Origin of the sequence: Methylocaldum sp. (genome assembly GCF_035627495.1) — a bacterium.
Classification (GTDB): domain Bacteria; phylum Pseudomonadota; class Gammaproteobacteria; order Methylococcales; family Methylococcaceae; genus Methylocaldum.
Genome location: NZ_DASPLO010000066.1, coordinates 1 through 1,452 on the forward strand (window position 1 = coordinate 1; position 1,452 = coordinate 1,452).

Sequence of the window (1,452 nt, forward strand, 5' to 3'; positions counted from 1 at the left end):
CAATGACGCCGCCGTCATCACTGGCACCAGTACTGGTGCGCTTACCGAAACCGACGCGGTACAAAGCGTAGGCGGCACGCTTGCTGCCACCGATGTGGACAGCAGCGCCGCCTTCGTCGCGCAAACCAATGTTGCGGGCTCCAACGGCTACGGCAAGTTCACCATCAATGCGGCCGGTGTCTGGACCTACGTGATGGACACCGCGCACAACGAATTTGCCCAAGGCCAGCCCTACACCGACAGCATCACGGTGGCGACGGCTGACGGCACCACGCAAGTCATCACCGTCACCATCACCGGCAGCAATGATGGTCCTGTTGCTGTAGCCGATATTGACTCCCTGAGCCTGGCTTCTGACATAAGCACAGCAGGCAATGTGCTGGCTAACGATACGGATGTTGATACTGGAGACATCAGGACAGTCAGCGCCGTGAATGGGATAGATGCCGATGTAGGCACAAGTGTTGCGGGATCCTATGGCACTATTACCATCAACAGTGATGGGTCTTATGTCTACAACATTGACCCACTCAATCCAGCGGTCATAGCCCTGGGGGCCAGCGGTACCCTGACAGAAACGTTCAGTTATACCGTAAGCGACAGCCATGGTGCCACCAGTACCACAACACTGACCGTTACCATTAATGGTAATAACCAGGTGCCCACGGTCACAGCTGATACGGGCAATGTGCAGGAAGATTTGGCAGTCACAGCCAGCGGCAATGTGCTTGCCAATGACAGTGATGTCAATAACGACACGCTTACTGTCAGCCGTGTCAACGGTATTGCAGGTAACGTAGGCAATACCGTCAATGGCACTTATGGCAGCGTGGCCATTGCTGCCGACGGCAGCTATACCTATACACTTAACAATGCAGCAGTCAATGTTCAAGCCTTGGCTGCAGGCCAGACAGTCACTGACACCTTTACCTATACTGCGGATGACGGCAATGGCGGTACGACCAGCAGCACGCTGACTATTACCATCACCGGCAGCAATGACACCCCGGTGATCACCTCGACGGCACAAGCCGGCAGTGTGGCGGAAGACGGCACGCAGACCGCCACCGGCCAAGTCACGGCCAGTGACGTGGATCTGGGAGCGATCCTCACCTACACGGGCAACAACACTGGCGTCTACGGCGCCATCACGGTCAACAGCAGCACTGGCGCCTGGGAATACACGCTCAACAACGCGGCGGCACAAAGTCTTGCCGGCGGCCAGACCGTCACTGAAAACTACACCATCACGGTCACCGACGAACACGGTGCCAGCGTGCAGCAAGTGGTTGCCATCAGCATCACCGGCACCAATGACGCCGCCGTCATCACTGGCACCAGTACTGGTGCGCTTACCGAAACCGACGCGGTACAAAGCGTAGGCGGCACGCTTGCTGCCACCGATGTGGACAGCAGCGCCGCCTTCGTCGCGCAAACCAATGTTGCGGGCTC

General features: G+C 57.6%; 1 protein-coding gene. It reads left to right on the plus strand.

Annotated features, from left to right (window positions below; all coding sequences use genetic code 11):
* Nucleotides 1-1,452, plus strand: a 1,452-nt coding sequence (locus VEB01_RS05225; protein WP_324873434.1) for a VCBS domain-containing protein, incomplete at both ends; no start/stop codon positions are given.